This window comes from Streptococcus sp. A22 (assembly GCF_043674215.1).
In the GTDB taxonomy this organism is placed as follows: domain Bacteria; phylum Bacillota; class Bacilli; order Lactobacillales; family Streptococcaceae; genus Streptococcus; species Streptococcus suis_V.
This window is the reverse complement of record NZ_JBIMJQ010000002.1, coordinates 1-18049: the sequence shown is the minus strand read 5'-3', so window position 1 is coordinate 18049 and position 18049 is coordinate 1. Positions and strand designations below refer to the sequence as shown.

Below are 18049 nucleotides of genomic sequence, written 5' to 3'. Positions count from 1 at the left end.
CAACAACCGTTGTATAAACAAATGGACCAGCCTCCAAAACTTTCTCAAACACCAGTTTACACAAGGTAGGCTGGTGTTTTTGGTTATTGAGGAAATATTTATATTATGATATACTAAAATAAAAACAAGGAGGCCTCCTATGGCAGAATTAACCCCTTTAGCCTGGACTTTTGTCCGTGAATGTCCAGTGCCAGCTGATGTTTTTGAGATTTTATTGCCGGGTGAGGAGCCCAAGGCTGCCTATGCAACCATACGAGACAGTGCTATTTTTACCAATCGTCGCTTGATTGTCCGTGATGCACAGGGGCTAACGGGTAAAAAAGTAGAGATGTACTCGCTCCCTTACAGTTCTATCAATATGTGGTCAACGGAAAATGCAGGAAAATTCCTAGATTTCAATGCGGAAGTTGAACTCTGGACTAGGGCAGGTCATATCAAGATAAATCTGAAAAAAGGAATTGATATCAGACGCTTTGACCGCTTGATTGCGGAAGCCATTTTATAAGGCAGGATAGGAGGGGGAAGGATATGAAGAAGCAACTTGGTTTTATTTTAATTGCCGTAGCTTGTCTTGGGGCACTTTATCTTTTATTTGCTGGGGACTGGCTGCTGGCTGTTAAAGATGGTATCGATTTTGACACGCTCAGCAGCCTTCGACTTTTGAGAGGGCTAGCCTATCTGTCCCTCCTCAACTGGTCTTTCTTCGGAGGCTTGGCCTTGTTGAAGGACAAATAAAGCCTGAAAACCGAACCGCTGTTCGGTTTTTTCTCAAATCTTTCCAATTTTCTGTCAATTTATGGTAGAATAGGGGAAATAGATTTTTAGAGGATATTCGCCCATGACTTTAGTTTACCAATCCACCCGAGATGCTAACAACCGTGTTTCTGCCAGCCAGGCTATCTTGCAGGGCTTGGCGACAGACGGTGGTCTCTTTACACCGCTTTCTGCACCAGCAGTTGACTTGAATTTTGACCAGCTCAAGGACGCTTCCTACCAAGAAGTGGCTGAGCTGATTTTGTCGGCTTTCTTGGATGATTTTACCGCAGATGAGCTGGATTACTGTATCACCAATGCCTACGACAGCAAGTTTGACACACCAGCCATTGCCCCAGTGGTAAAACTAAAGGGCCAATACAACCTGGAGCTCTTCCGTGGTTCGACCATTGCCTTTAAGGATATGGCTCTGTCTATCCTGCCTTATCTGATGACGACGGCCGCCAAAAAGCATGGTCTGGAAAATGAAATTGTCATCCTGACCGCGACTTCTGGCGATACTGGGAAGGCGGCCATGGCAGGTTTTGCGGATGTGCCTGGCACCCGTATCGTGGTCTTTTATCCACGTGACGGTGTTTCCAAGGTGCAAGAGCTGCAGATGACGACCCAGACTGGTGATAATACTCATGTTGTAGCTATTGACGGTAATTTTGATGATGCCCAAACAGCGGTCAAATACATGTTCAACGATGTGGACTTGCGTGAAAAATTGGCAGCAAAGAAACTACAATTTTCATCAGCCAACTCTATGAACATCGGCCGTCTGGTGCCACAGATTGTCTACTATGTCTACGCCTACGCTCAGCTGGTCAAGACTGGCGAGATTGCGGCTGGCGACAAGGTCAACTTTACTGTACCGACTGGTAACTTCGGAAACATCCTGGCTGCCTACTATGCCCAGCAAATTGGCCTGCCGATTAACAAACTGATTTGTGCGTCCAACGACAACAATGTCCTGACTGATTTCTTCACGACCGGTGTTTACGACAAGAAACGCACCTTCCGCGTGACGACTAGCCCGTCCATGGACATCCTGGTATCGTCTAACTTGGAGCGCCTGATTTTCCATCTCTTTGGAAATGATGCAGCAAAAACAGCTGAGCTTATGGATCGTTTGGCTACAGATGGCCAGTATGACATCCAAGGGGCTGACGCGTCTATCCTATCTCTCTTTGATGCCGCCTTTGCGACGGAAGAGGAGACAGCGACGGAAATCAAGCGTGTTTATGAAGAGTCAGACTATATCGAGGACCCACACACGGCTGTTGCCTCCGCTGTCTATAAGAAGTATGTGGAGAAAACAGGCGACCAGACACCGACAGTTATCGCCTCTACAGCTAGTCCTTACAAGTTCCCAGTTGTGGCAGTCCAGTCTGTGACAGGGGAAACAGGTCTATCAGACTTTGAGGCGCTGGCTAAACTCCATGAAATTTCAGGTGTTGCCTTGCCACCGGCGGTGGACGGCTTAGAAATAGCTCCTGTCCGCCACACAACAATCGTTGCAGCAGCGGATATGCAGGTCGAAGTCGAGCGTTATTTGGGAGTATAATTGGAATATTCAAGGAGTGGGCAAAAGCCTAGACTCGATTTTTATAGTTCATGTCAACATCTCAGCGCAGTGGTTGATTGGCTTTCACAGTTTGGGGAACTGTGAAAGGTTGGAAATAAGGATTGCGTAGCAAACCTCATTTCGTTCGCGTTTTACGCTCCGGATCAGATCTAATGAATGATGCGAACTTTGTTCGCTCTATTTTCAACCTCCAAAGGTTCCCCAAACCGTTGGAGCTGTGCGGGGGTGGGCAGACGAACTCTTCTTAGCTTTGTCGAGTTCTTGCCCACTCCCTTTTTCTATGCCTTATGAAAAAAATTTATAAAGAAATAATCTCTATTGCCCTACCTGCCATGGGAGAAAATGTCCTGCAGATGCTGATGGGAATGGTAGATTCCTACCTGGTGGCAGGTCTGGGGATGGTTGCCCTGTCAGGTGTTTCCGTCGCCAACAATATTCTGGCTATTTACCAGGCCCTTTTCATCGCCCTGGCTGCTGCTATTTCTGCACGTCTGGCCCAATCCAGCAACCAAGGTGAGCAAGTGGTCGGAACCAGGATGACGGAAAGTCTCAAATTGACCCTACTTGTCAGCGGTATTTTGGGTTTAGTCGCTATTTTGGCAGGCCCTAGCTTGCTGGCTCTATTGGGAGTAGAGGCAGCGGTCGTAGAAACGGGCGGTCTCTATTTGATCCTAGTCGGCGGTGCTGTCGTTTTTCTAGGTCTTATGACCAGCCTCAGCGCCATTCTCAGGTCTCTTGGTAGGCCTGCCCTCCCCATGTATGTCAGCCTCTTGAGCAATCTCCTCAACATCCTGCTCTCCGCTTTCGCCGTTTTTGTGCTCCATGCCGGCGTGGCTGGAATTGCTGTCGGAACAGTTCTATCTCGTCTCATAGGTTGCCTGCTCCTTTGGTCGCAGTTGCCAGTTCCCCTGGCAGAATGGACCTGATCCATGGATAAGGATTTGGTCAGACTTGCCCTACCCGCTGCTGGAGAAAGGGTGATGATGCGGGCGGGGGATGTCGTGGTGGTCAGCCTTATTGTCAGTCTGGGGACGGCTGTTCTAGCGGGAAATGCTATCGGGGAAACCCTGACCCAGTTTAACTACATACCAGCCATGGGACTGGCGACGGCCCTGGTCATCTTGACGGCTAGATACCGTAAGGATAAGACACAGGTTGCTCAATTGTTGCAAGCAGGTTTGTTCTTGTCCGTCGGCTGTATGGTTTTGGTTGCTGGATTAGCCTATTTATTTGGCCCGCAGCTTACTAGACTCTATACCGAAGACATTCTAGTGGCGGAAGCCAGTCAGACTGTCTTGTTTTATTCCCTGCTCGGTGTGCCGGTTACGGCGGCTACTCTGATTCTGACGGCTCTTTGTCAGGGATTGGGCAATGCCAAGCTCCCATTTTTTGCCACTAGTCTCGGCATGTGGCTGGTGCGGATACTTGGCGCCCTAATCTTGTTCAAGGTTTTCAAGCTAGGATTAGATGCCATTTGGATTGCGACTATCCTGGACAATGCCTTTCGGGCTGGATTTTTGTATATTTGTTATAAAAAATGGCTTTAGCTTTCTTTAAGCTTGAAGGGGTATACTATAGTCAAGCTAGAAATAGCGAAATCTTTTTCATATAATCTCCTGGAAAACAGTCGGCGATGGTCGGCTGTTTTCACATTTTCTATTGATTTAAAAAAGTGGTATAATAGAGCTGATTGACAAGGAGGCAGATATGACAGCAGTAGGAGCTTCGGCAGGAAAGATTATTTTAATGGGAGAGCATGCGGTGGTGTACGGTCAGCCGGCCATTGCCATGCCTTTTTCTGCTGTCCAGATTACTGCGACCGTTGCGGCCCAAGGGACTGCTCTAACCGTGACCTGTGATTTTTATCAGGGATTTGTCCACAAGATGCCCAAGATTTGGGAGAGTCTTAAGCACGCCATTCGCTTTTCCCTCTACCGCATCGGAGCACCGACCGACCCGGCCATTCATATCCAGATTAGTTCCACTATACCAGCAGAGCGGGGCATGGGCTCCAGTGCCGCAGTGGCAGTAGCGGTGGCACGCGCCCTCTTTGCCTACTACCAAAAGGAGCTGACCGACAGCGAGCTCTGGGACATCGTCCAGTCCTCGGAAAAGATTGCCCACGGTAACCCCTCAGGAATTGATGCAGCGACGACTAGCGGCAAGTTCCCCATTTATTTCGTCAAAAACCAGCCCATCCAACCTTTGACCCTCAACCTCCATGCCTATTTGGTCGTGGCTGACACCGGCGTTACCGGAAATACCCTTGAGGCTATCCTTGATGTTGCGACTCTTTTGGAAAATGAGCCAAAGGCCGTTCAGCTAGTGGAAGAACTAGGTTCTTTAACCCAGGCTGCTCGAGAGGATTTAGCCCATGATCAGGCAGAGCTTCTAGGTCAAAAGATGAGTCGAGCCCATGTCCTCTTACAAAAATTAGGCGTGTCAGACCCCAGCCTAGATAAACTGGTCAGCCTAGCCCAGACCCATGGAGCTCTAGGAGCCAAGCTGACCGGAGGTGGCCGTGGCGGCTGTATGATTGCCCTTGTAAAAACAGAACAAAAAGCCCAGGAATTGGCCTGCATCCTCGCCCAAGCAGGTGCCAAGCAAACCTGGATCCAATACTTAGGAGAATAAGATGAGCCAGAAAATCGGCATTGCCCGTGCCCATACCAATATCGCCCTGATCAAATACTGGGGTAAGCGAGACAAGCAACTCTTCTTGCCCATGAACTCCAGCCTGTCACTGACCCTGGATGCCTTTTACACAGATACCAAGGTGATTTTTGACAGCGATTTGACGGCTGATGAGTTTTATTTAAATGGAATCTTGCAAGATTCAAAAGAAATTTTAAAAATTTCGCGATTTTTGGATTTATTTTGCGAATATATAGGTGAGAGGACTTTTGCCCGAGTGGAAAGTCTCAATTTTGTTCCGACTGCGGCAGGATTAGCCAGCTCAGCCTCAGCCTTTGCGGCCCTGACCTTGGCTACCGCGACAGCTCTAGGTCTGAATTTGAGTCGAGAGGAATTGTCAACCCTTGCCCGTCGTGGTTCAGGCTCCAGCACCCGTAGCCTTTTCGGAGGTTTTGTCGAGTGGGATATGGGGACAGGTTCGGCAGATTCTATGGCCCATCCCATCGATGATGCGGACTGGGATATTGGCATGATTGTTCTTGCGGTCAATACAGGTCAGAAAAAGATTGCCAGCCGTGAAGGCATGGACCATACGGTCGCAACGTCCCCCTTTTACCAGGCCTGGATGGACACTGCTAAGGAAGATTTGCAGGCTATTAAGCAGGCTATTGCGGACCGGGATTTTGAACAGGTCGGTCAGATTACCGAGCATAATGGCATGAAGATGCATGCTACCACCCTGTCTGCCAATCCGCCGTTTACCTATTGGTCGGCAGATAGTTTGCTGGCCCAGGAGGCTGTTCGTCAGGTCCGTGAGGAAAGCGGCCTATCAGCCTACATGACCATGGATGCGGGACCAAATGTCAAGGTTCTTTGCAGAGCCAGTCAAATGGCAGAGCTGGTCGATGGCCTATCTCAGTACCTCCCCAAAGAAAAAATCATTACCAGCCTACCAGGTCCTGCGGCCTATGTTCTGACAGATGAGGACTGGCAAGGCTCCCAGCAGGCATTTGAAGAGAGGTCTTAGGATGCAGGTACAAGTACAAGCACCAGGCAAGCTCTTTCTGGCAGGGGAATATGCGGTGGTCGAGGCTGGTCAGCCAGCTGTCATTGCGGCAGTGGACCAGTATCTGACCGTGACCGTTCAAACGTCAGACCAGGCCAGTATTCATTCTAGCCAGCAGGCAGACCTCTATCTGCCTTGGAGCCGTCAGGGAGCGACTATTGTTACCCATGGGGAAAATCCCTATCCACTGATTACGATGGCCATGCAGGTGACCGAGGTTTATCTGCGGACCAAGGGCTTGACCTGTCAAGGAGCTTATGCCCTAGGCATCCAGTCAGACCTGGACGACCAGGTATCAGGTACCAAGTACGGACTGGGTTCTTCAGGTGCGGTTACGGTGGCGACGGTCAAGGCGGTTTTGGCCTATTACCAACAGTCAGCTGAGCCCCTCTTGGTCTACAAGTTGGCTGCCCTGGCCCAGACCCAACTGGGCATGACCGGTTCCTTTGGTGACCTGGCAGCTTCTAGCTTTGGGGGACTTGTGGCCTACCATTCTTTGGACCGGGCTTGGCTTTTGCAGGCAATGGTAGAGCAGTCCTTGGAGGACTTGTTAGTCTCTGATTGGCTGGGCCTGAAGATTGAATCCATCCAGCTACCCGCTCCCCTGCAACTCCTGGTTGGTTGGACGGGGTCGGCGGCCTCGACTGACAGTTTGGTCCAGCAGCTGGAAAGTCAGAAAAGCCAGGAGCAGAAGGATCGTATCCATAGCCAGTTTCTGGCCGACTCAAAGGCCTGTGTGGAGCAGTTTATCCTGGCCTGTCAGACAGGACAAGTGGCAGCGGTCAAGCAGGCTGTGGCAGAAAATCGCAGGCTCTTGCAGGATTTTTCGGCTGATATGGGCCTGGTCATCGAGACGCCTATACTGAGTCAACTGGCTAATCGGGCCCAGGCTTATGGGGCGGTGGCCAAATCCTCAGGTGCAGGTGGAGGTGACTGCGGCATCTGCCTGGTAGACAGTAGGGAACAAAAAGAGATCATTGAGATGGCTTGGCGACAAGCCGGGATTCTTCCACTCCAACTAAACATCGCCATGCGTGAATAAGGAGATTTTATGTATTATTTTGGACAATTTGGCTTGGATCGTAAGGACCAGCATGTGGGGCTGGCCAACCAGCAGTATAGTAGTCAGTCGGCGTCGGACTTTGCCCAGACTCGTTTTGTGCACCATTCTTTGCCAGAGCTTAAGCTGGAGGATGTGTCCCTTGCAACCAGTGTGGCTGGTTTGGATTTTGCCCACCCATTTTTCATCAATGCCATGACTGGCGGAAGTGAAAGGACTGGGAAAATCAATCAAATGCTGGGGATTTTGGGGTGCTTTGGGAAGATTCCGCTGGCGTCGGGCTCTGTTAGTGCGGCCATTAAGGATCCTTCTGTGGCGGAGACCTTTTCTGTCATGCGTCGAGAAAATCCTCACGGAATCATTTTTGCTAACTTAGGTGCCCACCACGATGTGGACAATGCCAAGCGGGCTGTAGATTTGCTGGAGGCCAATGCCATTCAGATTCATGTCAATGCTCCTCAGGAGATTGTTATGCCAGAGGGGGACCGAGATTTCTCTATGTGGTTGAAGAATATCGAGATCCTGGTGCGAGAGCTGGATGTGCCTGTCATTGCCAAGGAAGTTGGCTTTGGTATGAGCCGGGAAACGGTGGCAAAATTGGCCTCGGTTGGTGTCCAGACAGTTGATATTTCGGGGACTGGTGGGACGGATTTTGCCAAGATTGAGAATGCCCGTCGGGCCTTTCATGATTACGACTACCTGGAGGGTTGGGGCCAATCGACGGTGGTATCTCTGGTGGAGGTCATGTCTCTGCCGGCTGACCGTCGTCCTCAGGTCATCGCCTCAGGTGGTATTAAAAATCCGCTAGATATTGTCAAAGCCCTAGCCCTTGGTGCTGACCTGGTCGGGATGTCCAATCACTTCCTGCAATTTGTAAAAGACGGCAAGGCAGACCGCCTGGAAGAGGCCATGCAGGCTATCGACCGCTACCAGACACAGATTGCGGAAATCATGACCATGCTGGGTGCTAAAACTGTGGCAGACTTGAGAAAGACCGACCTGATTCTAGCACCGGCTGTGCAGAATTGGTGTCAGGCACGTGGTATTGACTGGACGGCCTATGCAAGACGGTCAGCAGAAAAATAATACTCTTAGAAAATCATCTTATCCTTGTCGAGAGCCTTGGTGACTGAAAGACTCGGAGGGAGATAGGCTAGATTGATTTTTATGGAATATAATAGAATAGAAAGAGGAGCACCTGGCTGAGGTGCTCCTTTTACAATCTTTACTCTGCCAATTGGCCTGCTTGCAATTGGTACATGCGTTGGTAGGTGCCTTTCATGGCCAAGAGTTGTTCGTGGTTGCCCGACTCGATAATCTTGCCCTTGTCCAAGACATAGATGCAATCGGCATCTTGGATGGTGGATAGGCGGTGGGCGATGGCAATGGTTGTCCGTCCTTGTCGCATTTTTTCCAGGGAATACTGGACAGTTTGCTCGGTTTCGGAGTCAATATTGGCTGTGGCCTCATCTAAAATCAGGATTTTAGGCTGGCTGGCCATGGTGCGAGCAAAGGCCAGCAATTGACGTTGTCCAGTTGAGAAGGCGGAACCTTTTTCGGTAACCAGGTGGTCATAGCCGTCTGGTAATTTTTCGATAAAGGGAGCAGCGTCCACAAAACGGGCTGCCTCCTCGACCTGCTCTCTACTGATATCCTGGTACATCTGGATATTGGAGGCAATGGTTCCGTGATAGAGGAAGGGGTCCTGCAAGACCAGACCGATATTTGACCGCAATTCCTGGGCAGGGAAGGTTCGGATATCCTGACCGTCAATCAGAACCCGCCCGGATTCAAATTCGTAAAAACGCATGAAGACGTTGATAATAGACGATTTTCCAGAACCGGTCGCGCCGACAAAGGCGATAGTCTGGCCTTTCTTGACCTGAAAAGAAACCTTGTCAAGGATTTTCCGTTTGCCGTCGTAGGAGAAGGAAACGTCCTCAAAAACGATATCTCCCTGGCTGATACAGGCTCCCTGGTCAACCTGCTGGGGTTCCTCAATGGTCTGGTCCATAAGGGTAAAGACACGACCGGCCGAAACCATGGAGGTTTGCAGGGTAGAGAAATGCTGGGTGACCTCCAAAAGCGGGTCGAAGAGGCGGTTAGCATATTGGATGAAGGCGTAAATCATCCCAGCAGATACAGTAGCGTCTGACCAGTCCAAGCCGAAGTAGCTAATCAGCAGGGCATAGGTCAAAATCTTAATCAGCGATAGGGCAGGACGGAGGAAGAGACTGTCCAGGGCCATAGACTTGCTAGCATAGGCCAGGTGTTCCTGGTTGATAGCCTCAAATTCCTCAGTTAGACGTTTTTCCTGAGAAAAGGCCTGAATAATCCGGATGCCCTCGATAGACTCTGCTAGCTTGCTGTTGATGTTGCTGAGGAGACTGCGTGTCTTAGCGACGACAGGAGCGGATTTTTTGCGGTAAAGATTGACCAGGATGAAGATGACGGGCAGGAAAAGTACCAGCATGGAGGTCAATTTCCAGTCCAGGGCAAACATGGTATAGAGAGTAACCACGATGACAAAGAGGGCTGAAATAAAGCTGGATAGGATTCCTGAGAACATCTCTGAGATACTCTCTGTGTCATTGGTCAGGCGAGACACGATAGAACCGCTCGGTGTTTGGTCGAAATAGGCCATGCCTAGAGATTGGACCTTGCCAAAGGCATCCCGACGAATATCTCGGACTACGCTATAGGAAACCTTGGCAAACCAAATATTGCCTAGATATTGAAAGAGCATCTGCACCAGATAAAGCCCAAAGTAGGCAGCCAGAATCATGGTCCCAGACTGGGAGATATGGCCGATATAATTGTCAATAAAGTGGGAGGCTAGAAGGGGAATAATGCTGCGAACAACAGTCGTCAGCAAGAGAAAGGTCAGGGCTGCAGCAGTTAGGAGCGAGTAGGGTTTGAGATAGGATAGGAGGCGCCAGAAAACGCCTTTTTCTTTTGATTTAGCTTGCATTTTCTTCCTCCATTTCCAGTTGTTGCATCATGTAGGTGTCGTAGTACCAGGCTTGATTTTCCAAGAGTTCCTGGTGGGTACCCCGCTCGGCGATTTTTCCGTCTTCCATAACCAAAATCAAGTCAGCATGGACTACAGCTGAGAGCCGGTGGGCTGTGATGATAGTGGTCTTGTCCAGACGGCTGCTCTTGATATTTTCGATAATAGCATGTTCTGTCTTGGCATCGACTGCTGATAGGGAATCATCCAAAATCAGGATGTCAGGGTTGAGAATCATGGCACGGGCCATGGCTAGACGTTGTTTCTGCCCACCAGATAGGGAAATCCCTTTCTCACCGACCATGGTCGCAAAGCCGTTAGGCATATCTTCGATGTCTGCATAGACATGGACAGTTTTGGCCGCCTCTTTGATGTGCTGCAATTCCAAATCAGGGTCGCCAAAGCTGATATTGTCCGCAACACTGGCTGCAAAGAGAAATTGGTCCTGGGGAACATAGCCCATAAGGGCACGCAGGTCTGCCAGGCGGTAGTTTTTGATGTCCTGCCCGTTTAGGGAAATAGCGCCCTGGTCTACATCATATTCCCGTAGGAGGAGCTTGATGAGACTGGTCTTACCAGAACCTGTTGGACCAACCAGGCCGATAGTCTGACCTTTTTTAATGCTGAAGTGAATATCTTCTAAAGTAGGCTGCTCAGAATACTTATCGTAAGAAAAGCGGTCGACCTTGTAGGAGATTTGTCCATTTTCTGGTGCTGGCAGAGGCTTGCTGGCCTCTTTTACATCAGAATGAACATCCAGTAAACTCTGGATGCGGTCGTAGGAAACAGCACCACGCTGGGTAATATTAAAGAGGAAACCGATAGCCATGAGGGGCCAGACCAGCAGGTCCAGGTAAGTCATAAAGGTGACCAATTGCCCTAAGGTAACCTGGCCTTGGGCGATGAATTGGGAGCCAAAAATCAAGGTGAGAACATAGGAGAGTCCGACAAAGAAGAGGACAGCTGGGTCGAAGAGGGAATCGTAGCGCATGGTCTTGAGGTTTTGGAGGTAGGCTGCCTGGTTGACCTCTTGAAAGGCCTTGCTTTCCTGCTCTTGGTAGCCGAAGGACTTGGTGACTTTGATACCAGACACAGATTCCTGGACCTTATTGTTCAGCTCTGAAAAGGCAGCTTGAGAGGCCTTGAAATTTTCATGAGTGCGGCGGCCCAGATAGCTGGTCGTCATAGCCATGAAGGGCAGGGGCAGGATAGCTACCAGGGTCATTTGCCAAGAAATCAGAAAACTCATGGTTACCAGGGTCACCACAGCGGTCACAGTCGCATCGACGAAGGACATAACACCGCCTCCTGCGAGACGGGTCAAGGCATTGATATCATTGGTGGCATGGGCCATGAGGTCACCGGTCCTGTGATTTTGGAAAAACGAGGGCGACATATTCATAAAATGCTCAAAGAGGCGAGCCCGCATAATTTTTCCTAGACGAAAAGAGGTGGCCAGGATATTCATTCGCCAGACATAGCGGAGGGCGTACATGCCAAAGCCAGATAGGATAAGCCCCAGTACGCCCAAGAGGAGTCCCTGTCCTGTCAGTGCACGGCTGTCGATTTGGTCAATGATTTCTCCCATAATATAGGCCGGCAGCAGGTTGAGGAGACTGACCAGACACAGAGAGATAATGCCAAGGAGGTAGCGCTTTTTCTCTAGCTTAAAAAACCACCAGAGTTGTTTGACAATTTTCATAATCATCCTTTCTTTTATTTCATAGAATTTGGGCAAAATAAAGGTTGGATATCCTTTCTAAGACTCCAACAGATAGTTCCTGTTTTTTAGTTAGAGATTGAGGTAGCGTAGCAAACTCCGTTTATTCGCGTTATAGGCTCCGAACCGGTCATAACGAATGATACGGACTCTGTTCGCTCCCTCTCCAACTTCCAACAGTCTCTCCCCAGACTGTAGAGTCATACAGGTTATAAATGTACATTCCAGTGTAACATACTATTCAGAAAAAGGAAAGTAAGTAGCCATGAGGACTATTTTTTGAGATTGTCCTTGTCTTTCAGATAAACTGGAGAGGCGAACATTTCGAGGTCAATATGTCCTAGCAATTCCGTTTTCCTCTTATTTGTGGTAAAATAGGAGAAAATTTTATGAGGTAGAAACATGAAAGCAATTGTTACTGTTGTCGGCAAGGACAAATCAGGGATTGTTGCGGGTGTTGCGACTAAGATTGCGGAGTTGGGGCTTAATATTGATGATATTTCCCAGACGGTTTTGGATGAGTATTTTACCATGATGGCGGTTGTATCGTCAGATGAGAAGAAAGATTTCACTCAATTGCGTTCGGAGTTGGATGCCTTTGGTCAAAATTTGAATGTGAAAATCAACATTCAAAGTGCGGCCATTTTTGATGCTATGCACAACTTGTAAGGAGAGATTTCATGGATATTAGACAAGTTACTGAAACCATTGAGATGATCGAGGAGCAGCACTTCGATATCCGGACCATCACCATGGGAATTTCCCTCTTGGACTGTATTGATGCGGATATTGAGAAAGCTGCGGATAAAGTCTATACAAAAATCGTCACCAAGGCCAAAAACCTGGTAGCAGTCGGCGATGAGATTGCGGCAGAACTAGGCATTCCCATTGTTAACAAACGGGTGTCGGTGACGCCTATTGCCTTGATTGGTGCGGCGACAGATGCCACGGATTATCTGCCCTTGGCTCATGCCTTGGACAAGGCGGCTCATGAGATCGGCATTGATTTTATCGGTGGCTTTTCAGCTCTGGTTCAAAAGGGCTACCAAAAAGGTGATGAAATCCTTATCAACTCTATACCGCAGGCATTGGCCCAAACCTCTAAGGTCTGCTCGTCAGTCAATATCGGCTCAACCAAGACAGGTATCAACATGACGGCTGTGCGGGACATGGGGCGGATCATCAAGGAGACGGCGGAGGCTTCTGATATGGGGGCGGCTAAACTGGTGGTTTTTGCCAATGCGGTTGAGGACAATCCTTTCATGGCGGGTGCTTTCCACGGTGTCGGCGAGGCGGATGTGGTTATCAATGTCGGCGTGTCTGGGCCCGGTGTGGTCAAGCGTGCTCTTGAAAAAGTGCGCGGTGAGAGCTTTGATGTGGTGGCGGAGACCGTCAAGAAGACCGCCTTCAAGATTACCCGTATCGGTCAGTTGGTTGGTAATATGGCCAGTGAACGCCTGGGTGTCAAGTTCGGTATCGTAGACCTGTCCCTTGCTCCAACGCCAGCTGTTGGCGATTCAGTGGCACGAGTTTTGGAGGAAATGGGCTTAGAAACCGTTGGTACGCACGGAACGACTGCTGCCCTGGCTTTGCTCAATGACGCTGTTAAAAAGGGTGGGGTTATGGCCTGCAACCAAGTAGGTGGCTTGTCAGGTGCCTTTATCCCTGTGTCTGAGGACGAGGGCATGATTGCGGCGGTGCAAAATGGCTCGCTCAACCTTGAAAAATTGGAAGCCATGACGGCCATCTGTTCTGTAGGTTTGGATATGATTGCTATTCCAGAAACAACGCCTGCTGAAACCATTGCAGCCATGATTGCGGATGAGGCGGCGATTGGGGTCATCAACCAGAAAACAACTGCGGTCCGTATTATTCCTCTCGGAAAAGAAGGAGACATGATTGAATTTGGCGGCCTTCTGGGAACGGCTCCTGTCATGAAGGTCAATCAGGCATCTTCTGCGGACTTTATCAACCGTGGCGGACAAATTCCAGCTCCAATTCATAGTTTTAAGAACTAAAAACGTAAACCGATTGCGACAAGCAGTCGGTTTTTTGCTATACTATAGTCGAGTGAATTAGCTTTCAGACAAGGAACCGAGGTGCAGGTAGTACTAGAGTACAGCAAGCCGAAAGTGACGATGTATCAAAGCTAATTCAAATGACTATATAGTAAGAAAAGACAAGGAGAACACTATGGCAGATGTAAGATTATATATTTCTCGTCACGGGAAAACCATGTTCAATACCATTGGGCGCGTGCAGGGCTGGTGTGACACACCGCTGACCAAGGCAGGTGAGGAAGGGATTCGTGAACTGGGCTTGGGGCTAAAGGATGCGGGCCTTGATTTTAAACTAGCTGTATCCAGTGACCTGGGGCGGACCGTTCAGACCATGACCATCGCCCAGCGTGAGTTGGGAATTTTAGGAAAAATCCCTTACTACCAAGACAAGCGTATCCGTGAATGGTGTTTCGGCAGTTTTGAGGGTATGTATGATGCCGAGCTTTTCCAAGGTGTCCTGCCTCGTTTGAAAGGGACAGTTGATGCGACGGCTATGTCCTTTGCGGAAATCGCAGCAGGTATCCAAGAGGCAGACACGGCTGGCTGGGCAGAATCTTGGGAGGTCTTGAGCAATCGTATCTTAACAGGTTTTGAATCCATCGCCCAAGACTTGGAAAAACAAGGTGGAGGCAACGCCCTTGTGGTCAGCCACGGTATGACCATTGCAACCCTGGCTCATTTGTTAGAGCCAGAACGTGGGGCTAATATTTTCCTTGATAACGGTTCGATCACCGTCCTCAAATATGAAAATGGTAAGCTCTTGATTGAGTCGGTTGGGGATATGTCCTACCGCCAACGCGGAGCAGAATTGATTGCCCAAGGGGAATAAATGTGAAATGAAAACATGTATGTCATACGTTTTTTCTGATGTGTGACATACATGTTTTTTATATATGAAATCTAAGTTACATCATTTTAACTCTTTCCTGCTGAAAATAAAGTAACTCAGATAGAGATATAGTATAGCAGATATGAAGCTAACACACATGGATAGCTGTGTAATATGTTCCCCCTGTTGAAGCGAAAGAAATAGAAAATAATCTGTTGGTAATGTCATATGGAGTAGGTTACTAGTAATAAGGTTGGTGACATTGTCAAAAAGAAGGCTCATTAAACTAAAGGCAAGATAGGCTTGATTGACTTTATTGGACTTGACAAATATCAGGATGGATAACAGAGAGATACAGATAAATAAAGGTGTTTGAGCAATGAAACTGTGTATTATCACTGCAACATCAACAGGGGCACCCAGAAGTAAGCCAATACTGCTACTCAATAAATAGGCTAGAAGGATATAAGCGAGATCTAGCACAAGGGTTGCTAAGACTTTATAGAAAAATACTCCTTTTCTTATTTGTTGCTTGATAATAATATGATTGATGGTACGGTAAGTAAAATCTTCTCCAAAGAATAGGTTGGCTGGAACGATAAAAAATAGTGTGATAAATTGAGAAAGCAATTGAATAAGAGAGCTAGTGAAGTCTTCGTTGCCATGCAACAAAAAAGCGGATAAAAAGGACAGTAAAGCCAATATTCCCAATGAAATCGTTAATCTCTGTTCTTTTTGAATCTTAAATAAATCAGCTTTAAAGTAATGTATCATGCTCTTCTCCTTCTTGAATCAATGTCAGGTAATAATCTTCAAATGACATTTGTTGTTTAAAAATTTCTTTGACCTCAATCTCATGGTTTATCAAGAGATGAATGAGGCTCATAACATTCGTATTTGATGGCAGACTGATATAATCCTTATCTATTTTGTAAGCGATGCCCTGCTCTTCAAGGATAGTCAAGGTCTTAGGATGGTTGTTCGTTTGTAGATAGAGATGTTCTTCTAGGGTTTGTTCAAGCTCTTGCTTTGAGAATTCTTTGACGATAAGACCCTTATGCATGATAATGTAGCGATCAACCACCATCTCAAGCTCTGATAGGATATGACTGGAGATAAGGATGGTCATCCCATATTGATTTCGAAGATTTAAAATAATACTTCTCATTTCTTTGATTCCAACAGGATCAAGACCATTAATCGGTTCGTCTAGGATTAAAAAATCAGGGTCATCTAGGATAGCTAAGGCAATGGCTAAACGTTGACGCATTCCCAGTGAAAAATCTTTGGATTTTTTCTTAGGATCAACATCCTCTAAACCGACAATTGCTAATGTCTCTAAGATTTTTTCGTCCGCTTGCTTGAGATTTAATTGCAGAGCCATGTAACGAAGATTATCGATCGCAGATAAATTAGGTTGTAGAGCAGGGGATTCAATTAAAGCTCCAATACGACAATCTTTTGAACTAGTAATGGTACCTGAAGTTTGGGAAATGACGCCCGATAACATTCGGAGAAGCGTTGTTTTCCCAGCACCATTTTCACCGACTATGCCACAGATTTCTCCTTTATTAAGAGTCAAGGAAACCTGATGAACGGCCTTTTGTTTCCCATATTGTTTTGATAATTCTTGGGTAGATAAGAGAGATGCCATAACTACCTGCCTTTCTATAAAAAAATGATAAATCTATGATATACTAGATTCAAAAGTTGGCAAATTTCGTTACATAAATGTAACGCGTGGAGAATATAATGGGAACTTACGGAAAAATTTTTAAACTCATTCGTGAATCAAAAAATATGTCTCTAAAAGAAGTGGCAGGGGATTTCGTGACACCTGCTCAGTTATCACGCTTTGAAAATGGAAAGAGCAATCTTTCTGTAGATACATTTTTTTATTGCTTGAGACGGATGAATGTGGTAGAGGGCGAATTTTCTACCCTCTACCAGTCCTACTTTCAGATAGATAATTTGTTTTCATCAGAGGAATTTGTCCGTGCAGTTTATAGTCACAATGCTCAGTATATGGATGATAGAATTTTGTACCATCAAGCAGAGTATGATAGAGATGGTCGTCAGTTTGACAGGGTAATGGTCGCGGCCTTTCATATTTTTAAGCAACAATGGTGCGATCCTGATTATGATGTTTCTGAGGATGAAAAAGCTATTCTATCGGACTATTTAATGTCCATAGATGATTGGGGGAAATTTGAACTCTGGATTTTCGGAAATTGTAGCAGAGGTCTTCCTAGCAAAATGTTAGAAGTTCTGGGAATGGAAGTTCTCAATCGAACAAAGTTTTATATGGACATCACAGAAAACAGAGACAATGTCTATAAGGTGCTCATCAATATTTCGAGTAGTTTGTTAGATAGGGGAGAGGAGCTTGCTGCGATTCGCTTTCTCAAAATTCTTGACTCTGTCAATATCATGGAAAAGAATATGCGGGATCGCTTGCTGCTTAAGCTCCTAAAAGCACGCTTGTCCTACATGAATGGAAATGATGGTGGCCTAGAAATAATGAAGGAATGCCTGCATATTGCCAAATTTTTAGATTGCTATGATTTAATCCACCAGATCAATAAGGAAATTGAGAAAGTTACAGATATGTAATGAATTTTAAGTGGCTCGTCATTTCCTGTAAGATAATACTTGTAAGTTTGACAACTTTACAAAACAATGTTTAGAAATTGTATTCACAAGAAAAGTGCTTTTAGAGAAGAGATGGTTTTTCGCTAATCAAGGCAGTTTTTTGAGGGAATACTAACTGTATTTTGAAAAAAACGAGCGGTGAGTAGCTGAAAAACTAGCCTTAGTTAGAAGTGCTGAACTGTGAATACAGGTTCTTAATTATCTTGGAGGAAATAATGATGAAGAAATTACTTGTTTTAGGTGCTCTTGCAATGCTAGGTTTTGTAACATTTGGGCTTCTAACAACTAATAGCAGTTCAGCAAGTGCTGAAACGGAGGGCAAGGTAGTTCTGTTTGGAAAAGTCGATTTTTCAGACGATGAAGAACAGGACACGGATGAGGAAAGGGAAGAAGTAGCGACGGAGAGCGATGATGCTATCTGGCTTGAAAACTTTATCACGACACATAAAACACCATTTTCTAAAACAATCAAGAAATGAAATCAGGGACTTTTCTCTGATTTTTTTCTTGATTTATATATCGAGATGCGATACACTTTATGTATCGAAGTTCGATGTATCGTAGTGCGAAAGGAGTTTTATGAACGATAAGTTAAAAGGTTCTGTTGCAAAGTTTTAAATCTACTATCAAATAAGGTAGAATAATAGAAAAAGATAGCAGGAGGAATGACGATG

The 18049-nt window shown here is 46.9% G+C and carries 16 protein-coding genes and 1 pseudogene; 13 read left to right on the top strand and 4 right to left on the bottom strand.

Annotated features, from left to right (window positions below):
* Nucleotides 1-139 precede the first annotated feature (139 nt).
* The 8 genes and pseudogenes from ACHBHN_RS00905 (at nt 140) to fni (ending at nt 8190) form a co-directional block, all read left to right on the top strand.
* Nucleotides 140-505, top strand: coding sequence for a PH domain-containing protein (locus ACHBHN_RS00905; protein ID WP_105122131.1), 366 nt, complete (start codon nt 140-142; stop codon nt 503-505).
* Between the two features lie 23 nt (nt 506-528).
* Nucleotides 529-735 (top strand): hypothetical protein, encoded by a 207-nt coding sequence (locus tag ACHBHN_RS00900; RefSeq protein WP_105122132.1) that lies wholly within the window; start codon nt 529-531, stop codon nt 733-735.
* A gap of 103 nt (nt 736-838) precedes the next feature.
* On the top strand, nt 839-2323 hold the full coding sequence (thrC, locus tag ACHBHN_RS00895; RefSeq protein ID WP_257104052.1) for a threonine synthase: 1485 nt from the start codon (nt 839-841) through the stop codon (nt 2321-2323).
* Between the two features lie 308 nt (nt 2324-2631).
* Nucleotides 2632-3891, top strand: a pseudogene (locus ACHBHN_RS00890) (MATE family efflux transporter).
* A gap of 160 nt (nt 3892-4051) precedes the next feature.
* Nucleotides 4052-4978: a mevalonate kinase gene (gene mvk / locus ACHBHN_RS00885; RefSeq protein WP_105160403.1), complete on the top strand. Its 927-nt coding sequence runs from the start codon at nt 4052-4054 to the stop codon at nt 4976-4978.
* A gap of 1 nt (nt 4979) precedes the next feature.
* Nucleotides 4980-6005 carry a diphosphomevalonate decarboxylase gene (gene mvaD / locus ACHBHN_RS00880; RefSeq protein WP_105110366.1) on the top strand — a complete coding sequence of 342 codons (1026 nt, stop codon included), beginning with the start codon at nt 4980-4982 and terminating at the stop codon, nt 6003-6005.
* Nucleotide 6006: 1 nt separating this feature from the next.
* Nucleotides 6007-7086: a phosphomevalonate kinase gene (locus ACHBHN_RS00875; RefSeq protein ID WP_105122136.1), complete on the top strand. Its 1080-nt coding sequence runs from the start codon at nt 6007-6009 to the stop codon at nt 7084-7086.
* A 9-nt stretch (nt 7087-7095) separates the two neighbouring features.
* Nucleotides 7096-8190, top strand: a complete 1095-nt coding sequence (fni, locus tag ACHBHN_RS00870; protein WP_172079314.1) for a type 2 isopentenyl-diphosphate Delta-isomerase — start codon at nt 7096-7098, stop codon at nt 8188-8190.
* 139 nt (nt 8191-8329) lie between these two features.
* Here fni and ACHBHN_RS00865 read toward each other — a convergent pair whose 3' ends face one another.
* On the bottom strand, nt 8330-10075 hold the full coding sequence (locus ACHBHN_RS00865; protein WP_394718799.1) for an ABC transporter ATP-binding protein: 1746 nt from the start codon (nt 10073-10075) through the stop codon (nt 8330-8332).
* Nucleotides 10065-11816 (bottom strand): ABC transporter ATP-binding protein, encoded by a 1752-nt coding sequence (locus tag ACHBHN_RS00860; protein WP_394732916.1) that lies wholly within the window; start codon nt 11814-11816, stop codon nt 10065-10067. Before ACHBHN_RS00860 ends, ACHBHN_RS00865 begins: the two co-directional genes overlap by 11 nt.
* 420 nt (nt 11817-12236) lie before the next feature.
* On the opposite strand from ACHBHN_RS00860, the gene ACHBHN_RS00855 reads away from it, so the two are divergent.
* The 3 genes from ACHBHN_RS00855 to ACHBHN_RS00845 all read left to right on the top strand — a co-directional run bounded on the left by ACHBHN_RS00855 (nt 12237) and on the right by ACHBHN_RS00845 (nt 14723).
* On the top strand, nt 12237-12503 hold the full coding sequence (locus tag ACHBHN_RS00855) for an ACT domain-containing protein (protein WP_002941251.1): 267 nt from the start codon (nt 12237-12239) through the stop codon (nt 12501-12503).
* A gap of 11 nt (nt 12504-12514) precedes the next feature.
* Nucleotides 12515-13852: a PFL family protein gene (locus ACHBHN_RS00850; RefSeq protein ID WP_394732877.1), complete on the top strand. Its 1338-nt coding sequence runs from the start codon at nt 12515-12517 to the stop codon at nt 13850-13852.
* Nucleotides 13853-14027: 175 nt separating this feature from the next.
* Nucleotides 14028-14723, top strand: a complete 696-nt coding sequence (locus tag ACHBHN_RS00845) for a histidine phosphatase family protein (RefSeq protein ID WP_394733452.1) — start codon at nt 14028-14030, stop codon at nt 14721-14723.
* 81 nt (nt 14724-14804) lie between these two features.
* Here the strand turns inward: ACHBHN_RS00845 and ACHBHN_RS00840 are convergent, their stop codons facing one another.
* Entirely contained in the window at nt 14805-15497 is a 693-nt protein-coding gene (locus ACHBHN_RS00840) for an ABC transporter permease (RefSeq protein ID WP_394733451.1), read from the bottom strand.
* Entirely contained in the window at nt 15481-16377 is an 897-nt protein-coding gene (locus ACHBHN_RS00835) for an ATP-binding cassette domain-containing protein (protein WP_394733450.1), read from the bottom strand. The genes ACHBHN_RS00840 and ACHBHN_RS00835 overlap by 17 nt, the downstream gene beginning before the upstream one ends.
* Nucleotides 16378-16475: 98 nt before the next feature.
* On the opposite strand from ACHBHN_RS00835, the gene ACHBHN_RS00830 reads away from it, so the two are divergent.
* Complete coding sequence (locus ACHBHN_RS00830; RefSeq protein WP_394733449.1) at nt 16476-17336, top strand: helix-turn-helix domain-containing protein; 861 nt, start codon at nt 16476-16478, stop codon at nt 17334-17336.
* Nucleotides 17337-17590: 254 nt separating this feature from the next.
* Nucleotides 17591-17854 (top strand): hypothetical protein, encoded by a 264-nt coding sequence (locus ACHBHN_RS00825; protein WP_044689802.1) that lies wholly within the window; start codon nt 17591-17593, stop codon nt 17852-17854.
* Nucleotides 17855-18049: the final 195 nt, after the last annotated feature.

What these genes read in the sequence shown, in the direction of transcription:
- ACHBHN_RS00830 (WP_394733449.1), top strand. Translation starts at nt 16,476, where the DNA reads ATGGGAACTTACGGAAAAATTTTTAAACTCATTCGTGAATCAAAAAAT.
- ACHBHN_RS00825 (WP_044689802.1), top strand. Translation starts at nt 17,591, where the DNA reads ATGATGAAGAAATTACTTGTTTTAGGTGCTCTTGCAATGCTAGGTTTT.
- ACHBHN_RS00855 (WP_002941251.1), top strand. Translation starts at nt 12,237, where the DNA reads ATGAAAGCAATTGTTACTGTTGTCGGCAAGGACAAATCAGGGATTGTT.
- ACHBHN_RS00835 (WP_394733450.1), bottom strand. Translation starts at nt 16,377, where the DNA reads ATGGCATCTCTCTTATCTACCCAAGAATTATCAAAACAATATGGGAAA.
- mvaD (WP_105110366.1), top strand. Translation starts at nt 4,980, where the DNA reads ATGAGCCAGAAAATCGGCATTGCCCGTGCCCATACCAATATCGCCCTG.
- ACHBHN_RS00875 (WP_105122136.1), top strand. Translation starts at nt 6,007, where the DNA reads ATGCAGGTACAAGTACAAGCACCAGGCAAGCTCTTTCTGGCAGGGGAA.
- ACHBHN_RS00865 (WP_394718799.1), bottom strand. Translation starts at nt 10,075, where the DNA reads ATGCAAGCTAAATCAAAAGAAAAAGGCGTTTTCTGGCGCCTCCTATCC.
- thrC (WP_257104052.1), top strand. Translation starts at nt 839, where the DNA reads ATGACTTTAGTTTACCAATCCACCCGAGATGCTAACAACCGTGTTTCT.
- ACHBHN_RS00905 (WP_105122131.1), top strand. Translation starts at nt 140, where the DNA reads ATGGCAGAATTAACCCCTTTAGCCTGGACTTTTGTCCGTGAATGTCCA.
- mvk (WP_105160403.1), top strand. Translation starts at nt 4,052, where the DNA reads ATGACAGCAGTAGGAGCTTCGGCAGGAAAGATTATTTTAATGGGAGAG.
- ACHBHN_RS00850 (WP_394732877.1), top strand. Translation starts at nt 12,515, where the DNA reads ATGGATATTAGACAAGTTACTGAAACCATTGAGATGATCGAGGAGCAG.
- ACHBHN_RS00845 (WP_394733452.1), top strand. Translation starts at nt 14,028, where the DNA reads ATGGCAGATGTAAGATTATATATTTCTCGTCACGGGAAAACCATGTTC.
- fni (WP_172079314.1), top strand. Translation starts at nt 7,096, where the DNA reads ATGTATTATTTTGGACAATTTGGCTTGGATCGTAAGGACCAGCATGTG.
- ACHBHN_RS00840 (WP_394733451.1), bottom strand. Translation starts at nt 15,497, where the DNA reads ATGATACATTACTTTAAAGCTGATTTATTTAAGATTCAAAAAGAACAG.
- ACHBHN_RS00860 (WP_394732916.1), bottom strand. Translation starts at nt 11,816, where the DNA reads ATGAAAATTGTCAAACAACTCTGGTGGTTTTTTAAGCTAGAGAAAAAG.
- ACHBHN_RS00900 (WP_105122132.1), top strand. Translation starts at nt 529, where the DNA reads ATGAAGAAGCAACTTGGTTTTATTTTAATTGCCGTAGCTTGTCTTGGG.